Source organism: Sphingobacterium sp. (assembly GCF_032065005.1).
GTDB lineage: Bacteria > Bacteroidota > Bacteroidia > Sphingobacteriales > Sphingobacteriaceae > Sphingobacterium.
Map to the genome: position 1 here is coordinate 320,424 of NZ_DAMBMM010000004.1, position 23,547 is coordinate 343,970.

Sequence of the window (23,547 nt, forward strand, 5' to 3'; positions counted from 1 at the left end):
TAAATACCTCGATTTTCAAATTCTATTGTGTTTTAATCACCACTCAAACTCCATCGGAAGCGAAATGTTTTCTATCATTCTCTTCGTTACTTTTTCGCGGAAAAGTAACCAAACCGCTTCGGCCCATTTAAGGTGGCTTTTCGCATGACCCTCCACACATGAAAAGAATGCCTTGATGTCGGGGATATCTTCCTTCAAAATTCTCCCTTTTGATGGAGAATTTTTTGAAAGCATCCCAAGGCCAATCCCATCGCACAGGGCATCGGCATTCTTTCCATCTCTCCGCCACTGGAAATGAGCCGGGGGGGCTAATGGGCTTCCTTCGGAAGGATTTATGTTTGCATCGTGAACCCCTAGAAGGGTTGAAATATTTGTAGAATTTGGATGTTTGTACCGGCCAACCCACAGCGTGGGTGAAATATTTTTCAAAAATCCCTCTTTATAGGTTAAAAAAAGATGAAAAATAGTTTGTTCATCTTACGATTCACAATGCCAACCACCTCAAAAAATAAAAAAAAGATTCTTCGCATCGATTCTGAATCACTCTTTAGTGCAATTTGATTCTGAACGATCAGTGAGGAATCTGTACGGTTCTTGTATTGAAGATATTGTCATCCCTAACCTTCGGTTAAGGAACTGTACAGCCCTGCAAAAAATGATTTTTTTAATTTAGGATGTTTGCATTTTTCCGAGATTCTTCCTCCGGCAGAATGACACAAAAACTATTAACAAAATGATATTGTCAACATCCTGCTATCAGTTTCCGAAAAATTTTATCCAATTTTTTAATCCTCAGCGTGACACCGGAATTCAAATCATAAACACTAGTTCTGGGAAATAAAAAACTGGTCGGTATTCAGATAAATTATAGGAGGAAATTCCCCTTTATTATGGGCCAAAAGGTTTTCAATGACCACTTCATTGAGATCGGTTACCCGCTTATCCAACAACCTAGACCATAAAACTACAATGACCTCTGGCTCATTAACCAACTTTTCATCGAGGTTGAAATTCTTCAGTAAAGCGGCTAATGTAATATGCTCGCTTGATATATCCACAGCCGTCTTCGGGATATATTTATCAAACCGCCCATCAAAACGCCAATTCAGCGTCCTTAAATTTTTACCAGGAGCGTAACAATTGGCATGAAATGAAACTAGTTTTTGATCCTTAAAATAGAGTAATTGAATCGGCTGGGAAGCATTGTTCTTAAAAGTATCCGTGTACAGCAGCACATAGTTCTGCATTCCCGAATCAGGCACTGCAAAGGAATATTTCGTTCCTTGGTATGGCCCTGTCAGTTCAGCAGCAAACTTTTCATATTTCTCTTGATCAAACTCCTTAATTTCCTTTATTCCAGCCGCTTTGTAAACAATGGCTCTACAGGAAGTCAGGAATAGCAAAAGAAAAAACAAACCCGTAAAAACTCTCATATTCATTTCATTAAGATTAATAACCGTTTCTAGTTACGCTAATTTTTATTGAATTTAATCAATTAGCAATAAACAGAACGAAATCAACTTAAACTTTAAGAATTATTAACAAATCGAGTTTAACCAACTGCTTCAACCTTACTTCCCCGCTACTTCCATATATTTCTGGGCAATCCTGATCTGCGGGTAATCAACTTTCATGTCCATCAAGGTCCTTAGCTCGGTTGCTGAAGCATCAGGATGCGACTTGATGACTTGGACAATGTTTTGCAGCTCGGCATCCGGAATCAGATCCGATGCTTCAATATCGGAACCAATAAAATTGATCAGATGACCATAGATGGTTCCTACCACCATATCGCGTTTCGTAGCAATCTCTTCAATATCCATCCCATCCATAAACATATCCAGTGAAATCTGTTTGGTATCCTTCTCCTTTTCCTCCACTTCCTTCGCCAGATCTTCCTTAGGCTTGTTCCATTGCAACAGCTCCTCTGTCAGTTCATCCGAGGACTTATTTAGGGCTTCGGCAATGGTCAGGCTATGTTTGAGCTGCTCATGTTTTCTCTTGAAATCCAACAAAATACTCTTTAGGGTAGAAATATATTTCTTGGTCCTTTTCTTAACCTGCCATTGCTCAATATGCTTCTCCATCGGCTCTAGGCATTCCTTATCGAACGTGGGAATAAACCAGCTGACCGCAGCTTTAGATCGCTCGCAAATCTTTTCATAGTCAAGGTCTACCTGGCCCAGCATTTTGTACAGTTGGGTGATAAACTTGTTCGCCACCACTTCCTGCGCTTTTAATTTTGCCAGCATATCCTTCAGGAATTCAACGGCCTCTTCTTTACCTTCAATTTTCTTCCCTTCTTGCTCCAAGATCAGGGATTCCATTTCTTCACACATACTGTTCCAGCGGAAACTCTGCAATAAGATCTGACCGAGATATCGTTTTTGGGACTCCTGTAGGATCGGTTCTAAATCGGTGATGGCCTCCATCTGTTTCATAAAGCTGACTACCTGATAATCCGTACGGATGGCATAGGATGGAACCCTGGAACGCAACACCAAACCTTCCAGTCCAGTCAACCTACTCAAGGCTACATAGACCTGTCCAGCAGCAAAGGAAGTCCCTGCATCAATGATGGCCTTTTCAAAAGTCAGACCCTGGCTCTTATGGATGGTAATTGCCCATGCTAAGCGCAAAGGAAATTGCGAAAAGGTACCTAATACCTCCTCCTCGATCTTATCGTCCCCTTTATTATAGGAATAGCGGATATTCTCCCAAGTTTCTCGCTTGACTTCCACATCCTCCTCTCCATTCGGGAAGGAAACAATGATCTTATGCTTTTCAACCTGGATATCCTTGACCGTACCGATCTTTCCATTAAAATAACGGCGTTCTTCTCCCACATCATTCTTGATAAACATTACCTGGGCACCGACCCTCAGGCTCAAAGTCTCCTCTGCTGGAAACAGCCCATTCTGAAATTCATCCTTGATAATGGATTTGATCTGATGCAGCTTGCTGTCCAAGCTTTCCAGCTTCTCTTGGTTGATCTGGTCCGCGAGCCTATTATGCGAAGTCAAGGTAATATATTGTTCTCCTTCTGGGGCGATAAAATCCGGTTTGTAATGGGTATTCAATTCATCGAGATCAGCATTTGTGGTCTCATTATTCCTGATTTTATTCAAGATATTGATGAAAGCATCATCCTGCTGTCTATAGATTTTCTGAAGTTCAATCAGTACCGGTGGCTGCTGCTTGAAAACCTTGGCATCAAAGAAAAACACACTGGAATAATAATCCCGAAGGACCTGCCATTCGCGATCTTGGACCACAGGCGGCAATTGGTATAGGTCACCAATAAATAGGACCTGAACGCCTCCAAATGGGCGCATATCTCGACGTACACTTTTCAAGATGACATCAATGGCATCCAAGGTATCCGCGCGGACCATGGAAACTTCATCAATTACCAACAGTTCCAATTCTTGCAGGATGGCACGACGGTTCTTGGTTAATTTAATCGTGCTAAACAACCTGTGCTTGTTGTAAATAAATTGGTCTGAATCTCCCCATTGCAAGGGGTAATCTTCGATAAACACACCGAATGGCAGCCAGAACAGGGCATGAAGCGTTGTCCCGCCGGCATTCATCGCAGCCACACCTGTCGGCGCAGTGATGGCCATTTTCTTGTAGCTATTCTCTCGGATGAACTTCAAAAAAGTGGTCTTTCCAGTCCCTGCTTTCCCTGTTAGAAATATGGGTTGCTGGGTCTGGTTAACGAACGCGACGGCCTTGGAAAAAATATCATTTTGTGTATCGAATGCTTGTGACATGAGGAAATTTCTTATTTTGCAAATATAAGGTAAATCAATCGATAGACTGATTTATGGCTTGTATTAATACAAAAGTTATATTATCTTCACATAAGTAAACATCGTAACCATGACATATATAGATAAAAGCGAATTATTTCAAGAGATTTCAAATAAATTGACCAATAAGGGATTCAAGATTGAAAGCGAAGATCAGAATAGACCTTGGGGTGGATTTTTTGTGATCAACGAAGATCAGGCACAGGAATTTGCCGACGCTTATTTTGAAGGCCTAAATGTTCAAGACCTGAGAATATCTGGTAAATTAAGCCCAAAAGTTTTGATTGTAGGCCCTAACAAACGTTTATCATGGCAATATCACCACCGTAGAGCTGAAATTTGGCGTGTCATCCGTGGAGAAGTTGGTGTAGTAACCAGCCCTACTGATGAGGAGCATGAACTAAAGATCTTAAAAGAAGGGGATTCCATCCGCCTTTCCCAAGGTGAAAGACATCGTCTCGTGGGATTGGGTTCCTATGGAGTTGTTGCTGAAATCTGGCAACATACCGACTCTGCCAATCCATCCGATGAAGATGATATCGTAAGAGTTCAAGATGACTTCGGAAGAGGGGTCTAAGGAAACCTTAACATATACAAAAGGGAGATTTTCATGAAAATCTCCCTTTTCGTTTGAAAGCCTTCTTGAAGAAATTAATCTATCCTCTTTACCTCCATAAGTTTCTTTCCGACCTTGTTCGAGACACATTCCGAATTTTTGCAACCTGCGTGGAACAACATTAAGTCTAAGTCCGAACCATTCTCGAATATGTCTCGAATAAGACCTCCTTTCATTTCTAAAAAAAACCAGGGCAAACCTAGGCAATAGAAGCTCCAGAAAGCAACAAGATGATGTTGAAAAAAATCCAAATAGGATAGTTTTATCAACACAATAACCTACGAATCAAGAACTTAAAACAACTTTTTCACGTGAAATAACAATTATTCAGCCATTAGATGTGGAAAACTCTAATTGACAAAGCAGTCAAAATTCCATTTTAGACCTATCAATTGACAAGAATATTCCTGGTTTTGTGATGTGCAATTCTATTGCTGAATTAAATGTGCAAAAGTGTTGTGCAAAAGTCGATTAACTTTTTTATATTTTTGCGATGGTTCAAGCATATCGAAAAACATTATGAGTACATATAACGAAGATAGCATACGGTCCCTAGATTGGAAGGAGCATATCCGACTAAGACCGGGGATGTATATTGGTAAGTTGGGAGATGGATCGGCCTATGATGATGGTATCTATGTGCTATTGAAAGAGGTAGTGGACAACTCGATTGACGAGTTTGTGATGGGAGCCGGAAAGATCATCGATATCACCGTGAATGAAAACAGGGTAACGGTACGTGACTATGGTCGTGGTATTCCAATTGGATCGGTGGTAGACGTTGTTTCCAAAATCAATACGGGCGGTAAGTACGACAGTAAAGCCTTCCAAAAATCGGTAGGTCTGAACGGTGTGGGTACCAAAGCGGTGAATGCCCTGTCCAATCAGTTTTCCGTACAATCATATAGACAGAACGTAACGCGTATTGCGCAATTCAGCAAAGGGGAACTGATTTCTGACGAACAAAAGGATACTACCCAGCGCAACGGTACATCAGTGACCTTCTATCCTGATGACAGCATTTTCCGTAACTATAAATATAGATTGGAATTTGTGGAGAACATGATCTGGAATTATGTTTTCCTAAATTCTGGACTGACCATTAACTTCAACGGGCAGCGTTTCATCTCTGAGAATGGCCTAAAAGACTTATTGGAGCGCAATGTAGATACCGAAGGCATGCGATATCCGATCATTCACCTGAAAGGGGATGATATCGAGATCGCCATGACCCACGGTCAGCAATATGGTGAAGAATACTATTCTTTTGTCAACGGGCAACATACCACTCAGGGTGGTACGCATCAAGCAGCCTATCGTGAGGCGGTCGTAAAAACGATCCGCGAGTTCTACAAAAAGGAATTCGATGCTTCTGATGTGCGTGCATCCATCATTGGAGCGATTGCCATCAAGGTACAGGAACCTGTATTCGAATCGCAGACCAAAACCAAGCTAGGTTCCCAAAGCGTCGGTCCTGAAGGTCCGACCGTGCGTACCTTCATCAATGACTTTGTCAAGAAGGCATTAGATGATTATCTGCACAAGAATCCGGCAACTGCAGATGCTCTGCAAAAGCGAATCATGCAATCGGAGCGCGAGCGTAAGGATATTGCTGGAATCAAGAAACTGGCCAATGAACGCGCTAAAAAAGCTTCCCTGCACAATAGAAAATTAAGGGACTGCAAGGTTCACTTTAGTGACAAGCATGAGCGTAACTTGGAAACTACCTTATTTATTACAGAGGGAGATTCTGCATCGGGATCGATCACCAAATCCAGGGATGTATATACACAAGCGGTATTCAGTCTTAAAGGTAAGCCATTAAATTCTTATGGCCTGACCAAAAAGATCGTTTACGAAAATGAAGAATTCAACTTATTGCAGCATGCCCTGAACATTGAGGATGGGATCGAAGGCCTTCGCTATAACAACATCGTGATCGCAACGGATGCCGATGTGGATGGTATGCACATCCGCCTTCTGTTAATGACCTTCTTCCTGCAGTTCTTCCCTGAATTGGTAAAAGCAGGACATGTGTCCATCCTTCAAACCCCATTATTTAGGGTTCGTAATAAAAAGGAAACGATCTACTGCTACTCCGACGAAGAGCGCGTGAATGCCATCAAAAAATTGGGTTCCAAACCGGAGATTACCCGATTCAAAGGATTGGGAGAGATCTCGCCTTCGGAATTTGGTATGTTCATCGGAGAAAATATCCGTTTAGAGCCAGTAATCTTATCAAAAGACAATAAGCTTCCACAGTTGCTGGAATATTATATGGGTAAAAACACCCCGGACCGTCAAGTTCATATCGTCAACAACTTACGCGTTGAGTTGGATACCGAGGACGACTTGGTGACCACAAAAGATGGCGTTGAAGAGGCTGCAATAGAGTCTGTTCAGGAAGCCGTTTAATAAAATATTTTTGGGGGAGAGGTCTTACTTCTCCCCTTTTTCAACCTAACCAACATGAATACGCAAACCTTAATTCTCATCCAGTGTACGGATGCAGTTGGCCTTGTCGCCATCATTTCCAATGTTTTGGCTGAACAGGAGCTGAACATCGTGAGCATGCGCGAGTTTGTTGATGAAGCCAACAAGAAGTTCTTTGTTCGGGTAGTATGCGCTGGCGAACTATACCACAAGGAAGTCCTACAGCAGGCTTTAACAAACAGACTGCCGGCCAACAGCCAAGTCATGATCAACCCTGACCAAAGGAAGCGCTTGGTGATCCTGGTTACCAAAGAGCATCACTGTTTGGCAGATATCTTGGTCCGCAATTATTTTGGAACCTTCCAAGCTGAAGTCCTTGCCGTGGTTGGGAATTATGACAACCTGCAAGAATTCACGGAAAAGTTTAACCTCCCTTTCCATTATATCAGCCATGAGCATAAGAGCAAGGAGCAGTTTGAAGATGAACTGGCCGAAGTAGTTTCAAGTTATCAAGCGGACTATATTGTCTTGGCGAAATTCATGCGTATCCTCTCCCCTAGTTTTGTTTCCCAGTTTAAAGGAAAACTCATCAACATTCACCATTCCTTCTTGCCAGCCTTTATCGGAGCGAATCCCTATAAGCAGGCGCATGATCGCGGCGTGAAGATCATTGGCGCTACGGCCCACTTCGTGACCGACGACCTTGATGAAGGACCGATCATCGTCCAGAACACCAAGTCCGTCGACCACAGCTACGACGTCAGCGGTATGCGCACCGCAGGATCTGAAATCGAAAAAGCCGTCCTGAGCCGCGCCATCCAGCTCCTCTCCGAAGACCGAGTAATGCTGCACGGAAATAGGACGATTGTTTTTAAATAAGATCTGAGATATGAGATGGGAGATATGAGACCTATACATTATCCAGCCAATTTTGGATATAAAATTGTAAAGCTGCTTCTGTTTTCCAATTAATTTGACATTTTCCTATCTCAAATCACAAAGCTCACATCTCATATCTATTCAAAGTGACCAACATCACATTTTCCTTTTATCACCTGTTACTTTTTGTATGGGGATTGTTTTGTTATTTGCGGACAGTAAAAGATATACATGACGCATTCATTTCATATTCCTGTTTTAGGCCTTGCATTTTCGATTGATACGCCGATTAAAGTTGCTCAATTTGGTATTTCTTCGGTTATTTCGATCGTGGATGATGAGTTGATTGAGCGGATGCGTGAGTATTATTCGAAGAAGTATGAGCTGGCCTACGAGGCAATCAGCAAGAAGCATGCTGATTACCGTGCAACACGTATTAGTAAATATTTGGATTTAGTTCAGGATTTGGTTTCTGAACAGGTGGAGCGTTTGAAACGTGTGGACTGGAAGGAAGATAAGGATGCCCAGCGTTATTTTGAGTTGCTTCCGGAGGCACATCCGAGCAAGGCAAAATATGCGCTCTGGAAATCATTGAAGCATGGCTACGAAAAGCATTTGGTTGCCAATGATATCCGCGAGGCCATGCTTCCAGGGGAAATCGACGTGAACATCATGTCTAAAGTGGACAAGATCAATAGAGATGCCGATGGCAATGAGTTGCCGGAAGTATTTTCGGATGCATCAGCGGCGGTACGAGGTTTTGCGATGAGTAAATTGCAGTCCTCATTGGTCCTTTCCGCAGGGATGAATCCAAGGTTATATGCGTACCTATCAGAGTTGGGTACCTTCTTTCCAGATGCCGATGGAAATTTCAAGAAGAAGATCACTCTGAAGGTGTCAGACTATAGGTCGGCACTTATCCAAGCCAAGTATTTGGCAAAAAGAGGTATTTGGATTTCCGAATACCGGATTGAATCGGGCTTAAACTGTGGCGGTCATGCGTTTGCCACCGACGGATTTCTTTTAGGCCCGATTCTCGAAGAATTTAAGAACAATAAGGAAGCACTGATTGCGGAAATATTCCCGCTCTACCAAAGTGCCCTTCAAGAATTAGGTCTAAATAGTGAAAACGCTCCTGCAATCAAGTTTTCCGTCCAAGGAGGTGTGGGAACTTCGCAGGAGCATTCTTTCTTATTGGATTATTATAACATGGATGCTGTAGGTTGGGGTTCGCCCTTCCTGCTGGTTCCGGAAGCTACAACGGTAGATGAGGAAACCCTCAATAACCTAGCAACAGCTACAGCGGATGATTTCTACATTTCCCAAGCTTCTCCATTAGGGGTTCCATTCAATAACTTCAGGAAGAGCACTGCAGAGCAGAGCCGTCTGAAAAGGATTGAACAGGGCAAACCCGGATTCCCTTGCACCAAGAAATACTTGGTTTCAGATACGAGCAATAGTACTGAACCAGTTTGTACTGCTTCCAGGGTCTATCAATTGAACAAGATCAATGAACTAAAGCAACAGGAACTCGATGAAGCCAGTTATCAATTGGCTTACAACAAGATCGTTGAAAAACAATGCCTATGTGAAGGCTTGGCAACACCAGCATATTTGAAATATGGTATCCTCAAACCTAGGGAAAGGGATGCTGTTGCCATCTGCCCTGGGCCGAACACCGCATATTTCAATAAAGTTTATAGCCTAAAGGAAATGGTTGACCATATTTATGGACGTGTCAATGTCTTAAATGGTGTGAATAGACCATCTTTCTTTATCAACGAACTCGACCTATATGTTAAACACTTGGCAGGATATATCAATGAAAACCTGTCAAACCTGGATGTGAAGAAGAAAAAGTACATCCAGAAATTCCATACTCAACTCTTGGATGGTATCAGCTATTACCGTTCCCTTCAATCGAAAGTAAACTCAGCCTTTGGAGAATCCAAAACTGCATTTTATGAACAGTTGAACAGACTTGAGTCCCAACTTAGCCCCTTAAATGTGTAATAATAAGAAACCTACCTATGAAGAACGAAAGAGGTTGCCGAGCATGGCAACCTCTTTTTTTTGTTTGAACCAGGATTAAGGGATGGGAGGATGGACCAAGATTTGGGAAGAACCAGGATTTGGCTCGGCTCCGCTCGCCAACCAGGGATTCGAGGATGGACCAAGATTGATATTTCGTCTGAACGACATCAAACGGGGTAGGCGTATTGAATACCGTTGCCTACTTGGATTCAATGGAACACATGGTAAGGTTGCTTGGAATTAGCGAAAAAACAAAATTTAGATTCTTCGTTACTTTTGAAGCCCAAAAGTTCCAAACCGACGAAGGTGCCCACCGATACCAAAAAACAACTCGAATCCGTAAAGGCTTCGGCCCAATTAAAGTGGCTTTTCGCACGGACTACCACACATGGATAGAATGCCTTGCTGTCGGTAATATCTTTCAAAGCCAATCCCATCGCGCAAGTCAACGGCATTCCATCCATTTTTCCGCCAAGGAAATGAGCCGGTTGCTAAAGGACTTCCTGCGGAAGGATTGTTGTATGTATAGATTGGGAACCCTTGGAAGGGGTTGGGATGAGGAAAGTTATGATTATGTGAATTTGAAATTGGAGGGATTCCTTTTATCAGATGGTATTATTAAATGTTTGTATGGGCGGGCGTATGCGATACGCCCCGGCGAATTTTAAATATTTACAGGAGTCAAAATCTTGGTCTATCCTCGAATCCCTGGTTGGCGAGCGGAGCCGAGCCAAATCCAGGTTCTTCCCACGATATTGGCCCATCCTCCCATCCATTCCATCCTGGTTCAAATACCCCTCTTATGTCTTATGTCTAATCAGCTATTTTCCTGAACTTCCCAAAAACACCTAAAGGTAATTTTGGACCTGCAGTTGCTTGTAGGTATAGCTCTCCAATCTCTAGGTTTTCGACCTTCGGGAAGGAGGTTTTGATAAGGTTTTCGACGATAACGGAAGAGAAACCTAGGGAGTATGTATTGAGGATCAGGAAGTGCTCTTTAGGGTCCAATAGTTGAACGACATCGCGCATCATTTCCATGATATGGTCTTCCAATTTCCATTTCTCACCTTTAGGACCGTGTCCATAGGCTGGTGGATCAAGGATAATTCCATTATAGGTATTCCCGCGTTTCAGTTCGCGTTTCACGAATTTCAAAGCGTCTTCAACAACCCAACGGATATCGCTGATTCCAGAAAGCTCCTGGTTCTCATTGGCCCAGGTCACGACTTGCTTAATGGAATCCACGTGAGTGGTATCAGCACCGGCAGCTTTGGCGATTAACGATGCTCCACCTGTATAAGCAAAAAGGTTTAATACCTTGGGATTAGGAGTCTTGAAGGATTTCACGGAATCGGAGATATAATCCCAATTGACAGCTTGCTCAGGGAATATCCCGACGTGCTTAAATGAGGTAAGACCAAGTCTGAACTTAATGGCTACATCTTCATTTTTATATTGTATATGCCAACGGTCTGGAGTCTTCGGGTTCTTTTTCATCCAGTCTCCAGAGGTTGCCGAACGGCCTTTGAATTTGATATGATAACGTTTGTTCCATTCTGCATCGCCTAGTGCTTTAGGCCATACTGCCTGCGGCTCAGGACGGATAAGGATCAGTTCGCCAAAACGTTCAAGTTTTTCAAAATCACCACAGTCGATCAGTTCATAATCTTTCCAGTGTTGCGGCGTAAGGAGTTGAATTTGGGTATCGTTGTTCAAGATGCAATATTTAAAGGACCATAAAAGCCATCATAAAACATGCCGTTGGCATTGTTTTATGCAGTTTTTTTCTGCAAAGATAGAAAAATCGAAGGAAAAGAATTACTGTTCCTTTTTCAAAGTATTTCGAGCTGCTTTCATCAAAGGGCTGGCGAACACAAAGTCATTCAATTCCTTGTTGTCAGATTTCAACATATCCTGGTTGGAACCTTCCCAATATTTCTTCCCTTTATAGAGGAACAGGATGTAATCTCCAATCCCCATTACCGAGTTCATATCATGTGTCACCACGACGGTAGTACATTGATATTCTTCGGTCAGGTCCTGTACCAATTCATCGATTAGGATGGATGTGGCAGGATCGAGTCCGGAATTGGGTTCATCACAGAAAAGATATTTGGGGTTCATACTGATTGCACGGGCAATACCGACCCTTTTTTTCATACCGCCGGAAAGTTCTGATGGATATAGGCCATTTTTTCCGGCAAGGTTTACACGTTCCAGGCAGAAGTTGGCCTTGTCAATCTTTTCAGATTTGCTCATTTCGGTAAACATATCCAAAGTGAAGACGATATTCTGTTCCACGGTCATGGAGTCAAATAGGGCGGAATTCTGAAAAAGCATTCCAATTTCCTTACGGATTGGAACTTTTTCTTCGAAATCCATTTTGGTAAATTCCTGTTTGTCAAAGAATACCTTCCCTTGATTAGGTTGGTGCAATCCGACAATACATTTTAACAGGGTACTCTTTCCTGATCCAGAGCCACCGATAATCTGGCTGACTTTTCCAGGTTCGAAGATGGCATCGATTCCATCCAATACCACATTATCCCCAAAAGACTTATGAATATTTGTTATTTCAATCATAGAGAATTACAACATTAATGCAGTGATCAAATAGTCACATGCCAAGATGGAAATACAACCAATCACTACTGCCCTTGTTCCAGCCTGTCCAACTTCCAGAGCACCACCACGCACATAAAAACCTTTATAAGCAGGCACAGAGGTGATAATAAACCCAAACACCGTAGCCTTCACCATCGCGACAACCATGGTAAACCCATTGAATCCCCCGCGGATACCTTCGATATAATCATCGGGCGTTACAGCACCAGAAAGGGCACCACCTAGAAGACCGCCAACCAAGGCACAAGCGATAGCGACAATGACCAGAACCGGTACCATGATCACTCCGGCAATAATCTTAGGGAGGATCAGATAGCCCGCGGCATTGATACCCATGATCTCCAGGGCATCAATCTGTTCGGTCACACGCATAGAACCAATTTGGGAAGAGATGGAAGATCCTACTTTACCCATCAACACGAGGGCAGAAATGGTAGGTCCAAGTTCCAGGATATTGGAGTCACGGTTGATCTGTCCGATTACAGAGGTTGGAATCAGGTCAGAAACCAACTGGAATGCAATCTGCATGGTCATAACCGCACCAATAAAGGTAGAAATGATCACAATTAAGCCCAACGACCCCACTCCTATCTCTGTCATTTCATGGAAGACCTCCTTTAGGTAAATCTTCATTTTCTCAGGTTTTCGAAAAACCTTCTTCAGTAACAAGAGATATTCACCAAAATAATAAAATATCATACGTTGGTTTTATTATATATTTTGTTTTAAATCACTAATTCTAACGAATCCTCGGCAAAAATGTTTTGGATAAGTTCAAGATACAAATTCTCGATGAATCTTTTCACCGACAAAACTAATTGATTTACCGAAAAAATGAAGCGTCAAGCCTATTTTCCGTTATTATATTTGTAATATCGTAGTAGTTTTGGTCAACAAAGCTAAGAAACAATGAACAATAAAATTGCAACAGGTATATGGTTGGTATTCGCAGGATTGGTATTCTTGCTACACAACTTGAAAGTAATAGATTTTAATTTCTTCTCCATAATCAGTTTATGGCCATTGATCCTTGTGTCTATTGGGGTCAGTTTGCTATTGCAGGGAAGGACTTATGGAAAATACATCGTTATTGCAACCAACATCCTATTATGTGGTTTTATTTTCTTCAAGGGGGTAACCAGTAAGGAAAGCATGTATGACCATATCGGCAATATAGATGTATCCACAGGCGATGATGTGAAGGGACCATTTACCCAAGTTGTCTCCCATCCTATCGGTTCAGAAACAGAATCCGCTAAACTGACCATCAATGGCGGTGCAGCAAAGTATAATTTCGCTCCGGGAACAGACTCGAGTTTAGTCCTCAGTGCGAAGACGGCACAACCAACTGCCTCATTGAACTTGCAGACCAAGGGCGATAAAGAGATGAAAATGGAGTTGACCAGCAAAATGAAGAACAACAAGTACAACAATAGCTTGATTGAGGTCGGCCTTAGCAGTAAACCTGTATGGGATTTGGAATTCAATGTAGGTGCAGCTGCAATCACAGGAAATTTCAAACAAATGAAACTTGGCAAATTGGAAGTAAATTCTGGTGCGAGTTCACTGAACTTATACTTACCAAAACCAGCATCTGGTACTTCTGATATTGAGATCAATACCGCTGCATCCAAAGTGATCTTGTACCTTCCGAAAGGAGCTGCCTGTCGTGTTGAAACGGATGCTTTATTCTCAAACAACAAATATGAGGATGTGGATGTGGTTATGGATGATGTTCGCAAGAGCAAAAACTATGATCAAGAATCCAACAAGTACGACATCAAGATTGCGGGTGCTGCAAATTCATTATCTATCTTACGCTATTAAACCCGAAATTAGCTAACTTTGCCTTGATATGGAAAGTAAGCCTTTGACAACGCTAGCCGGCGGTTATTGCAACAGCAAAACAGCCTATTCAAGATTCTATACCCGAGAGGTGCAGATTGGCGATATCCCAATGGGGGGCAATAACCCAATTCGGATACAAAGTATGACTACGGTCGATACGATGGACACGATGGGTTCAGTAGAACAGACCATTAAGATGGTAGATGCGGGTTGTGAGTATGTTCGTATTACTGCACCGAGTATCAAAGAGGCAGAAAACCTAGCAAACATCAAGAAGGAATTACGGGCCAGAGGGTATAATGTTCCCTTGGTTGCTGATATCCATTTTACGCCCAATGCTGCTGAAGTAGCGGCAAGGATCGTAGAAAAAGTAAGGGTTAACCCAGGAAATTACGCTGACAAAAAGAAGTTTGACCAAATCGATTATACCGACGCTGCCTATCAGGCAGAATTAGATCGAATCCATAAAAAATTCTCCCCTTTAGTAAAGATCTGTAAGGAATATGGTACTGCCATGCGAATCGGCACCAACCATGGCTCACTTTCTGACCGCATCATGAGCCGATATGGCGATACTCCGGAAGGAATGGTAGAGTCAGCGCTGGAATTCATCCGAATCTGTGAGGATTTAAACTACTATAACCTTTGTGTTTCGATGAAATCTTCCAACCCTATGGTGATGGTTCAGGCCTACCGTTTATTGGTTGAAAAGATGGTTGCCGAAAACATGAACTATCCCTTGCATTTAGGTGTGACTGAAGCAGGTGACGGAGAAGATGGTCGGATCAAATCGGCAGTAGGCATCGGGACTTTATTGGAAGATGGCTTGGGAGATACCGTCCGTGTATCCTTGACAGAGGAACCTGAAAAGGAAGCTCCAGTAGCCATTGCCCTAGTAAATCGGTACAGTAAACGCGTAAAGGACCTTGCTGAAACTCAAGAGCGAGAGATCATTCAAATCGCTCCTGTGCAAGAAACCAAGCCCTATATTTCTCAGGAAATCAATGCTTTTATTGGCGGATCATTAGTTCCTAGGATTGTCGTGGATCTTTCTCAAAAGAACCTAAAAGATCCATTTATCCTATCTGATGTTGGCTATAAGTATGATGCTTTGTTGGATAAATACCACATGGGCGATCAGTCAGTCGATTTTGTATTTTTTGGTGATTCCTTACCATCCTTTACGATGCCTGGAAACCTAAAGCAATTATACAATTACCAAACTTGGAAAGAGCTTAAGAATAAAACGAATATTCATCCCATTTATACTTTAGAGGAATTCAACCAAGCGGAATTGAAAGATCCTGCCATGAATTTAATCTATGTCAGCAACGATCTTTTGGAAACAGATGCGTTTGCCAATCTACAGATGGACAAGACAATTGTCTTTATCCTGGAAACGGATCACCTGCATGGGATGGCAGACCAAAGGCAATTCTTTGCAAATCTGCAGGAAATCGGTATTGACTGTCCAGTTATCATCAAAAGAAGCTATGCTGCTGCTGAATTTTCGGGTCCCATTGGAGACATCATGAATCCGGAAGAGCCAATTTCAAAAATCCAACTCTATTCGGCAACTGATTTTGGCGCTTTATTGATAGATGGTTTAGGTTCTGGGATTTGGTTAGACTCAGAAGCTACCGCAACAGATAAAATAGCCTCCATCTCATTTGGTATCCTTCAGGCTACACGCTCAAGAATATCCAAAACGGAATATATCTCCTGCCCTAGCTGCGGAAGAACCCTATTTGACCTTCAAGAAACTACCCAAATGATCCGCAGTAGAACAAACCATTTAAAAGGTTTGAAAATCGGTATCATGGGTTGTATTGTAAATGGTCCGGGTGAAATGGCCGATGCTGATTATGGTTATGTAGGTGCAGGACCAGATAAGATTACCCTGTATCGTGGGAAAGAAGTTGTAAAACGTAATGTGTCTTCTGCAAAAGCCCTGGATGAATTGATAGACATTATCAAGTCAGATGGCCTATGGGTGGAAGAGGGATAATCCTGAACGAATAAGAATTTGAATAAAAATATAAAAGGGAGATGTTTGCTATAAACATCTCCCTTTTTATCTAGATAATTGTATGATCTTATTTGATTTTCTTGAACCTCATGGTTGCAATATCACCAACGATTAAAGTAAGTTGGTCTCCATTGACACTTTGAACATTTACCTTTTCAATAGATTGAAGGAACAGAGGTTCCCCTTCGCCTGGACAAGCCATTCTAGTGGTCGCCATCGGACCGAACTTAATGTTCTTTCCATTAATTGTTACAGAACTGTTGAATGTGTTACAGCCAGCATTTCCAGACACTTTGTTTGATGAAGAATCAAAAACAAGGGTCGGTTTTTTATCCGGATACAATTCATTGAATGGTTTTGAAGAATTAGCGATATAATCCAATTCCCAAGTACCTACCAAGCTATTCTCTGCATCTACCTTAGCAAATTTTGCTAATGGCATTCTGCGGCCTACATTTAAGGATAAGATACCATCTGCTAATGTATAGTTATTGGTGGTTTTGAAAACTTCAGCCAACAATTTATCTGTTTCCATATCTTCACATGCCATCATGGTAGAAATACCAGGTTTGAAAGATATCCTATTGGTTCCAGCAAAAACATATTCGCCAGACATAGTATTACAGCCACCTGAAGCAGAATAACGAGACTCTTCGGCCATAAAAACTAAGAAAGGCTCTTTGCCATTCAGTTTTTCAGGCACTTCTTTTCCATTTAATTCGATCAAACGCCATTTGTTGCCAGTGATTTCAGCAAAGTCTGGGGATTGGTTTTCAGTCGTTTTCTTAGCACCAGCACAACTTGAAAATAAAATTGTTACTACCGCTAACACACTAAAAATTGATTTTTTCATAGATATCATTGTTTAAACTCTAATATTAATACGTAAAATTTGCCAAAAGGTTTAAAATATTTTTTAAAATTACCTGTTTTCCATATCATATTCTGTTTTTTGGCCATTTTATAAAATGGATAGATTGGAGAATCAGATTTAGTACCACAACAAATTCTAAAAGCATAAGGCAAATACCATGCAAGATTTTTAATATTGTCAAAACTTTAAAAAATAGCTTAGAAAATAAGGCAAATCGCTGTTCTAAATGATTTTAGTTATGGCTTATTTGCTCCTATTTCCTTATGTTTGTAGCTAATTAAGAATTAATCTAAAAAGAAGATTGGACAGCTTAATCTTGAATATCCTAACACCTGTTGCAATATTTTTGTTTATTGCTTTATTTACGCTTTTTGCAGTTTATGCGGAGCGTAAGATTGCAGGATTTGTTCAGGATCGATTAGGTCCGATGGAAACGGGTAAATTTGGTTTATTACAGACCATTGCAGATATCTTAAAATTACTTCAAAAGGAATTTATCTCCCCGAGTGCCTCTGACAAGATTTTGTTTGCTGTAGCACCGATCATTATTTTTGTTGCGGTTTTCATTGGTTATAGTGTAATTCCCTGGGGACCTGACCTATTACCTTCCAATACCCATACAGGTTTATTCTTTATTATGGCTGTCGTATCCATTGATGCCATTGGTATCTTGATGGCTGGTTGGGGATCTAATAACAAATACTCCTTATTAGGTTCTATCCGAGCGATTGCGCAGATGATTTCTTACGAATTACCGGTTGGTCTTTCCTTAATCTCTGCGGTGATGATTACGCAGACCTTAAATTTAAATGAAATCGCACTTAATCAAGGAGTCTGGGCAGATCAAGACCTTTATTTTCTTGGATTTTGGAAGGTGAATGATATAGGTGGGATCCTGTCCTGGAATATTTTTCAGGCTCCCCATCTCTTAGTCAGTTATGCCATATTCTTTATCGCATCGTTGGCAGAATGTAACCGGGCGCCATTTGATATTCCAGAAGCGGAGAGTGAGTTGATTGGTGGATTCCATACCGAATACGGTGGGATCAGGTTTGCTTTTTTATTTTTGGCGGAATACGCCATGATGTTTTTGGTAGCCATGTTAGGTGTTGTGATATTCTTGGGAGGCTGGAACAGTCCACTACCGAATATTGGAGCAGCCAGGTTGGCTGATTGGACTACAGGCCCAATTTGGGGTGTGTTTTGGACATTAGCCAAATCGCTATTTATTGTGGCTGTTCAGATTTGGATCCGTTGGACCTTACCTCGTTTCCGTGCTGACCAGTTGATGACTTTATGTTGGAAAATCCTTATTCCCCTAGCTTTTGTATGCATGGCCATATCAGGGCTTTGGAGAATATTAATCATGCTATAATTGATCTTAAAAACGACCATACAAGGGCTGACAACAGCAATCAAAGGACTTACCCTAACGGTGAGACACCTGTTCAGTGCCCGCAAATCACGTCGTTCCCTAGATATCAAACAAGATAATTACTTTGAAGAGCAGTCCGGAGTAACGACTGTTCAATATCCAAAGGTAAAAATGCCTATTCCAGAAGTGGCCAGGTACCAGTTGGACGTAGTAATTGATGATTGTATCGTCTGCGATCTTTGCGCAAAAGCATGCCCAGTAGATTGCATTACGATTGAAGCCATTAAATCGCCAGAAGCCATAGGGAAAACCTCAGATGGATCTGTAAAGAGACTTTATGCTGCCGAGTTTGATATTGACATGGCAAAGTGCATGTACTGTGGACTCTGTACGGTAGTCTGCCCGACGGAATGTATTACCATGACCGATAATTACGATCGAGTAACGACCAATCTTGCAGATTTGACTTATTCCTTTGCGGACATGACGGATGATGAAATCAAGAAGCGTAAAGAGGAATGGACGAAGTTTCAAGCTGAGAAGGAGGCAGCAAAGAATAAATAATGGAGTTAGCCATATTTTATGCTTTTGCCGCATTGACCATTGGTTCAGCCTTGTTGGTAGTCAGTTTAAAAAATACTGCAAGGGCATTGTTCCTGTTCTTTGTCGTGCTATTCGGGATGGCGGGATTATTCATTTTCGCATTGGCGGACTTTGTAGCCATTACCCAAATCATGGTCTATGTAGGTGGGGTACTGATCCTGATGATCTTTGCCTTTATGCTTTCCAATAAAGAGCTATTGGCTGATTTACAGAATACCTCCAGTAAATTCCTTTCCCTTCCGAACTGGCAAACCTTGCTCTTAAGCCTTGGATTTCTTGCTGTAATGATCTATGGGATCATAGAATGGCAAGAAAATACACCAAAATGGATAACCGAAAACATTAGAAGTGGGAATGTTATCAAATCCACCGACAATAATATCAATCAATTGGGATTAAGATTTATGACCCAATATCTTTTACCTTTTGAGGTCATTTCCATATTCTTATTGGCCGCCTTGATCGGTGCAGCACACCTTTCCAGAAAGGAGGATACGAAATGATTACATTAACCCATTTTTTGGTCGTATCTGCCTGCCTTTTCTGCATAGGCCTATATGCTATTGTCGCAAAGAGAAATGCCATCATGATCCTCGTGGGGATTGAATTTATCATAAACGCCGCCATCCTAAATCTGGTGGCATTTGGCCGATACGACAAGGTGAACTATGGCGGACAGATCTTTGCGCTCTTTGCCATTGTATTGGCTGCAGCAGCGGTGGCTGTTGGACTAGCCATTATCTTAAACCTGTATAGGAATTATAAAAGTATTAACCCTGATAACATAACTGATTTAAGGGACTGATGGGCGATTTACTGAACATATCACCTGTCTTAGGAAGTATACTGGTTGTACTTCTGCCCTTTGTTGCATTCTTGATCCAAGCAATGCTTGGCAAAAGAGACCAATCAGGCAACATCTCTTTGGTCGCCATCATATTAAGTACCCTTTTGAGCTTATTGTTCGTGTTTTCTGAAGTCTGGAAAAGCGACCCTATATCCGCTAATTACGCTTGGTTTACCATCGGAAGGAACACATTCCAAATTGGGGTATTGCTAAATAACCTCAGTGTTTTGATGCAATTGATCGTTTGTGTGATTGCATTACCTGTTCATATCTATTCGAGAGCCTATATGAAAGGTGATCCGGGAATCCATCGTTATTGGATGTACCTAAGTCTTTTCTGCTTTGCAATGTTAGGACTTAGCATTTCCAACAACCTGTTTATGATGTATATCTTCTGGGAGCTGGTTGGATTTGCGTCCTATCTGTTGATCGGATTTTGGTTTACCAAGGAGTCCGCAGTTCAAGCCAACAAAAAGGCATTTATCATCAACCGGATTGGGGATTTGGGCTTTTTATTAGGGATAGCATCCGTTTACAGTATGTATGGAAGCCTGAACTTGGTAGAGCTTTTTGGAAAAGAAGGGCTATTCTACGAAACGGCACAGGCTTCGGAAGGCTGGATGACCTTTACAGGAATCTGTTTCTTTGTAGGAGCAATGGCAAAATCTGCACAATTCCCTTTGCATGTATGGCTACCAGATGCCATGGAAGGACCAACTGCGGTATCATCCTTGATCCATGCTGCGACCATGGTGGCTGCTGGGGTATTCCTGATCTGTACCGTTTTCCCTTTATTCAATGAAACGGCCTTACTGTTTATAGCGATTATTGGCTCTATTACGGCATTTATTGCCGCTATCTTTGCCCTAGGCCAGCGAGATATCAAGAGGATTTTGGCATTCTCCACGATTTCACAATTAGGTTTTATGGTGGTTGCTGTAGGGGTTGGGGCTTGGGATGCGGCCATGTTCCATTTGGCAACGCATGCATTTTTCAAATGTTTACTATTCCTTGCCGCCGGAGCGGTAATCCATGAAATGGCGCATCTAAAAGAAAAGAATAATCTTGATATAGACCCTCAGGACATAAATAATATGGGGGGATTGAGGAAATGGATGCCGAAAACATTTATCCTGATGAGCATAGCCTCTTTGGCATTGGCAGGCTTCCCATTGACATCTGGATTTTTATCTAAGGATGCCATATTGATCTCCAGCTATGAATGGGCAATCCATCATGGTGCTTTATATTTATTGATACCCATAACCTTGACCTTGGTCAGTATCTTAACGGCTTTTTATATTGGAAGATTGATCTTTAAGGTCTTCTTTGGCGAATTCAGGATCAAACTTGAGCATACCCACATTCATGAAGCCAGCAATAGCATGCTCGGACCGATGATCTTTTTAGGGATCTGCTCCTTGTTTGTGGTTTTTTCATGGAATCCGCTCGCCTATCACCATTCCTTTATTTTAGGCGGGTTTAATGTGCAATATCCATTTACTGAAATACATTCTTTGCATCTGATATTACCCATTGTCCTGACCCTTGGGTCTGCAATTTCTTGGGCAATAGGTTGGAATTGGTATGTAAAGAATAAATATCCATTGCAAGCAGGCAATCCTTGGATTGCGTTTTCCTTAAACCAAGGCTATCTCAATGAGGTTTACCAAAAGCTTTTTGTAAACAGCACCTTGCGTCTTGGCAATGGGTTATATTTATTTGACAAGCATATTGTGGATGGTTTGGTCAATAGCTTAGGCACAGTCACAAGAGGATTGGCAAATTTCAGTGCCTGGATAGACAAATATCTGGTCGATGGTCTGGTGAATAGCATTGGAGGAACGACCTATTATATTGGCCATTTATTGAGATGGGTGCAAAACGGGAGGCTTCAAAACTATTTGGGTTTTGCCTTTACGGTATTATTAATTGGAATAATTTATTTGATAATAAAATAAGATGGGTGCATTATCCTTACTTATATTTCTGCCTTTGATTGCTGTTGTAGGCATTCTGTTACTACCAAACCGGATGGGACAGAGCTACAAATATCTATCCCTAGTGGTTACATTGATCCAATTTGGATTGGCAGGATACTTATATGCTAACTTTCAAGGTTCGACAGGCGCATTTAATGATGTTGCTTCCTATCAGTATGTGGAGCAGCTTCCTTGGATCAGGTTAGACCTAGGCTCCATAGGTAAATTAGAGATCGATTATTTTCTTGGAGTCGATGGCTTCTCCTTGCCATTATTGCTATTGAGTGCATTTGTCATGTTAATGGCGGTAGGTGCCTCTTGGAATATGGAAAAGAGTAAAAAGGGTTATTTTGCGCTGTTAATGTTATTGAATACAGCAGTAATGGGCATATTCTGTGCTTTGGATTTCTTCCTGTTCTATGTATTTTATGAAGTCATGTTGCTACCCTTATACTTTTTAATCGGTATTTGGGGAGGAGCGCGAAGGGAATATGCAGCGATTAAATTCTTTATATACACCCTATTTGGGTCGGTGTTTATGCTTTTGGTGATTGTTGGACTTTATTTTTCCGTTCAAAATCCGCAAACCGGAGCCCATACTTTCAATATGTTGTATATGATGAATCCGGAGAATTATATTCCAGGCTCATTCTTTGACTTTTTAGGAAATGCCAACGAGATATTAGGTATTCCGGCCAGAATGATCGGGTTTATCGTTCTTTTCATTGCTTTTGCGATCAAGATTCCAATTGTTCCATTACATACCTGGTTGCCTGATGCGCACGTAGAAGCCCCCACCCCTGTCTCCATTATTCTAGCGGGTATCTTATTAAAGATTGGTGGCTATGGGATCATCCGTATCTGTATGGGAATCTTCCCTGATGCGATGGCCGATGCGAATTGGTGGTTAGGATTGATAGCTGTGGTATCCATTATTTATGGTGCACTGAACGCTTTGGCACAGACCGATCTAAAGCGATTGATTGCATATTCTTCAGTTTCGCACATGGGTTTTGTCCTGTTGGGTATTTCCTCCTTGACAGCAGAAGGTATTTCAGGGGCGATTTTCCAGATGTTGAGCCACGGTTTCTTGTCAGCAGCCTTATTCTTTTTGGTCGGCGTTCTATATGACCGGGTTCACGATCGATATATCTATAATTTTAGGGGATTGGCGAGCATCATGCCAAAATATACGGCTTATGTTGCCATTGCTTTCTTTGCCTCATTAGGTCTTCCAGGGTTTTCCGCCTTTATAGGAGAAGCTTTTGTGATCATTGGAACATTCAACGCGGAAAGCATGCAAACAGGTATTCCACGTTGGATGGCGATATTTGGGTCCTTAGGTATCCTCATGAGTGCAGCCTATTTCTTATGGACCTTGCAGCGCATGTTTTTCGGACAGACCCGTTTGAAGGGCGGTGAAGAATGGGCAGCGGAATTGAAAGATCTAAACAGCAGGGAGCAGATCATTCTATTCCCAACCTTGGCATTGGCTTTAATCTTGGGAGTCATGCCTTCCCTAGTATTTGGAGTATTGAACAACTCTGTATTGAGTTTATTGGATTTGGTAACAGCTTATTTGTAGGG

20 protein-coding genes are annotated in these 23,547 nt (G+C 41.7%); 12 read left to right on the top strand and 8 right to left on the bottom strand.

The genetic code is table 11. From position 1 onward, the window contains the following. Positions 1 to 36: 36 nt before the first annotated feature. The 3 genes from RT138_RS08785 to RT138_RS08795 form a co-directional block, all read right to left on the bottom strand. Positions 37 to 429, bottom strand: a complete 393-nt coding sequence (locus RT138_RS08785; protein WP_313190364.1) for a hypothetical protein — start codon at positions 427 to 429, stop codon at positions 37 to 39. A gap of 395 nt (positions 430 to 824) precedes the next feature. Continuing rightward, positions 825 to 1,439 (bottom strand): hypothetical protein, encoded by a 615-nt coding sequence (locus tag RT138_RS08790; RefSeq protein ID WP_313190365.1) that lies wholly within the window; start codon positions 1,437 to 1,439, stop codon positions 825 to 827. Between the two features lie 132 nt (positions 1,440 to 1,571). Next, positions 1,572 to 3,776 (bottom strand): helix-turn-helix domain-containing protein, encoded by a 2,205-nt coding sequence (locus RT138_RS08795; RefSeq protein WP_313190366.1) that lies wholly within the window; start codon positions 3,774 to 3,776, stop codon positions 1,572 to 1,574. A gap of 109 nt (positions 3,777 to 3,885) precedes the next feature. Here RT138_RS08795 and RT138_RS08800 point away from each other — a divergent pair, with 109 nt between their 5' ends. The 4 genes from RT138_RS08800 to RT138_RS08815 all read left to right on the top strand — a co-directional run bounded on the left by RT138_RS08800 (position 3,886) and on the right by RT138_RS08815 (position 9,756). Then, on the top strand, positions 3,886 to 4,392 hold the full coding sequence (locus RT138_RS08800) for a phosphoheptose isomerase (protein WP_313190367.1): 507 nt from the start codon (positions 3,886 to 3,888) through the stop codon (positions 4,390 to 4,392). A 558-nt stretch (positions 4,393 to 4,950) separates the two neighbouring features. Further along, the gene (locus RT138_RS08805; RefSeq protein WP_313190368.1) at positions 4,951 to 6,846 is read left to right on the top strand and encodes a DNA topoisomerase IV subunit B; all 1,896 of its coding nucleotides are present in this window, start codon (positions 4,951 to 4,953) and stop codon (positions 6,844 to 6,846) included. A 54-nt stretch (positions 6,847 to 6,900) separates the two neighbouring features. Further along, the gene (gene purU / locus RT138_RS08810; RefSeq protein WP_313190369.1) at positions 6,901 to 7,743 is read left to right on the top strand and encodes a formyltetrahydrofolate deformylase; all 843 of its coding nucleotides are present in this window, start codon (positions 6,901 to 6,903) and stop codon (positions 7,741 to 7,743) included. 231 nt (positions 7,744 to 7,974) lie between these two features. Next, positions 7,975 to 9,756 carry a hypothetical protein gene (locus RT138_RS08815; protein WP_313190370.1) on the top strand — a complete coding sequence of 594 codons (1,782 nt, stop codon included), beginning with the start codon at positions 7,975 to 7,977 and terminating at the stop codon, positions 9,754 to 9,756. 230 nt (positions 9,757 to 9,986) lie between these two features. Here RT138_RS08815 and RT138_RS08820 read toward each other — a convergent pair whose 3' ends face one another. The 4 genes from RT138_RS08820 to RT138_RS08835 form a co-directional block, all read right to left on the bottom strand. Next, positions 9,987 to 10,232: a hypothetical protein gene (locus RT138_RS08820; protein WP_313190371.1), complete on the bottom strand. Its 246-nt coding sequence runs from the start codon at positions 10,230 to 10,232 to the stop codon at positions 9,987 to 9,989. Between the two features lie 358 nt (positions 10,233 to 10,590). Beyond that, positions 10,591 to 11,496: a class I SAM-dependent methyltransferase gene (locus RT138_RS08825; protein WP_313190480.1), complete on the bottom strand. Its 906-nt coding sequence runs from the start codon at positions 11,494 to 11,496 to the stop codon at positions 10,591 to 10,593. A gap of 99 nt (positions 11,497 to 11,595) precedes the next feature. Beyond that, positions 11,596 to 12,360, bottom strand: coding sequence for an ABC transporter ATP-binding protein (locus RT138_RS08830; protein WP_185210899.1), 765 nt, complete (start codon positions 12,358 to 12,360; stop codon positions 11,596 to 11,598). A gap of 6 nt (positions 12,361 to 12,366) precedes the next feature. After that, the gene (locus RT138_RS08835) at positions 12,367 to 13,101 is read right to left on the bottom strand and encodes an ABC transporter permease (RefSeq protein ID WP_313190372.1); all 735 of its coding nucleotides are present in this window, start codon (positions 13,099 to 13,101) and stop codon (positions 12,367 to 12,369) included. Positions 13,102 to 13,311: 210 nt separating this feature from the next. On the opposite strand from RT138_RS08835, the gene RT138_RS08840 reads away from it, so the two are divergent. Together RT138_RS08840 and ispG are read left to right on the top strand one after the other, a co-directional pair. Further along, entirely contained in the window at positions 13,312 to 14,229 is a 918-nt protein-coding gene (locus tag RT138_RS08840) for a LiaI-LiaF-like domain-containing protein (RefSeq protein ID WP_313190373.1), read from the top strand. A gap of 28 nt (positions 14,230 to 14,257) precedes the next feature. Next, positions 14,258 to 16,258, top strand: coding sequence for a (E)-4-hydroxy-3-methylbut-2-enyl-diphosphate synthase (ispG, locus tag RT138_RS08845; RefSeq protein ID WP_313190374.1), 2,001 nt, complete (start codon positions 14,258 to 14,260; stop codon positions 16,256 to 16,258). An 88-nt stretch (positions 16,259 to 16,346) separates the two neighbouring features. On the opposite strand, the gene RT138_RS08850 is transcribed toward ispG, so the two are convergent. Beyond that, a complete protein-coding gene (locus RT138_RS08850) occupies positions 16,347 to 17,132 on the bottom strand; it encodes an META domain-containing protein (RefSeq protein WP_313190375.1) in 786 nt (261 codons plus the stop codon). 337 nt (positions 17,133 to 17,469) lie between these two features. Between RT138_RS08850 and nuoH the strand changes: the two genes are divergently transcribed. From nuoH to RT138_RS08880, 6 genes are read left to right on the top strand one after another with little or no spacing between them, the layout of a single operon-like run. Then, positions 17,470 to 18,528: an NADH-quinone oxidoreductase subunit NuoH gene (gene nuoH, locus RT138_RS08855; protein WP_409529448.1), complete on the top strand. Its 1,059-nt coding sequence runs from the start codon at positions 17,470 to 17,472 to the stop codon at positions 18,526 to 18,528. A gap of 3 nt (positions 18,529 to 18,531) precedes the next feature. Beyond that, complete coding sequence (locus tag RT138_RS08860; RefSeq protein WP_409529449.1) at positions 18,532 to 19,092, top strand: 4Fe-4S binding protein; 561 nt, start codon at positions 18,532 to 18,534, stop codon at positions 19,090 to 19,092. Next, the gene (locus tag RT138_RS08865) at positions 19,092 to 19,634 is read left to right on the top strand and encodes an NADH-quinone oxidoreductase subunit J (RefSeq protein ID WP_313190378.1); all 543 of its coding nucleotides are present in this window, start codon (positions 19,092 to 19,094) and stop codon (positions 19,632 to 19,634) included. The genes RT138_RS08860 and RT138_RS08865 overlap by 1 nt, the downstream gene beginning before the upstream one ends. Further along, positions 19,631 to 19,936: an NADH-quinone oxidoreductase subunit NuoK gene (nuoK, locus tag RT138_RS08870; RefSeq protein ID WP_313190379.1), complete on the top strand. Its 306-nt coding sequence runs from the start codon at positions 19,631 to 19,633 to the stop codon at positions 19,934 to 19,936. Before RT138_RS08865 ends, nuoK begins: the two co-directional genes overlap by 4 nt. Beyond that, positions 19,936 to 21,939: an NADH-quinone oxidoreductase subunit L gene (nuoL, locus tag RT138_RS08875; RefSeq protein WP_313190380.1), complete on the top strand. Its 2,004-nt coding sequence runs from the start codon at positions 19,936 to 19,938 to the stop codon at positions 21,937 to 21,939. Before nuoK ends, nuoL begins: the two co-directional genes overlap by 1 nt. 1 nt (position 21,940) lies before the next feature. Further along, positions 21,941 to 23,545 (top strand): NADH-quinone oxidoreductase subunit M, encoded by a 1,605-nt coding sequence (locus RT138_RS08880; RefSeq protein WP_313190381.1) that lies wholly within the window; start codon positions 21,941 to 21,943, stop codon positions 23,543 to 23,545. The last annotated feature ends 2 nt before the right edge of the window (positions 23,546 to 23,547 follow it).